This window comes from Leifsonia sp. SIMBA_070, from assembly GCF_046534635.1.
GTDB lineage: Bacteria > Actinomycetota > Actinomycetes > Actinomycetales > Microbacteriaceae > Leifsonia.
Map to the genome: position 1 here is coordinate 1 of NZ_JAWRYK010000610.1, position 253 is coordinate 253.

Annotated in this window: 1 pseudogene; it reads left to right on the forward strand. The window is 65.2% G+C overall.

The window, feature by feature from the left end:
* Positions 1 to 253 (forward strand): annotated as a pseudogene (locus SB754_RS21665) (oxidoreductase); the annotation flags it as partial.

The window sequence follows — 253 nt, forward strand, 5'->3', positions numbered from 1 at the left end:
CTGGTGGTCGTCTGCGCCGCTGTCACATACCTGTGTGCGGCGATCGTCCGGGTTCCGCCGGGTAGTGAATCCTGGCTGATCACCGCATTGATCCTGTTCTTCATCTTCCCGGGCCTGACCGACTCGGACACCGCCTGGGGACTGGTGCTGGCCGCGGCCATCGCGAGTGCGTCGAAGTACGTGCTGGCGATCAGACGCCGGAACATCGTGAACCCGGCGGTGGTCGGCGCGGTGGTCAGCTACCTGTTCGCCT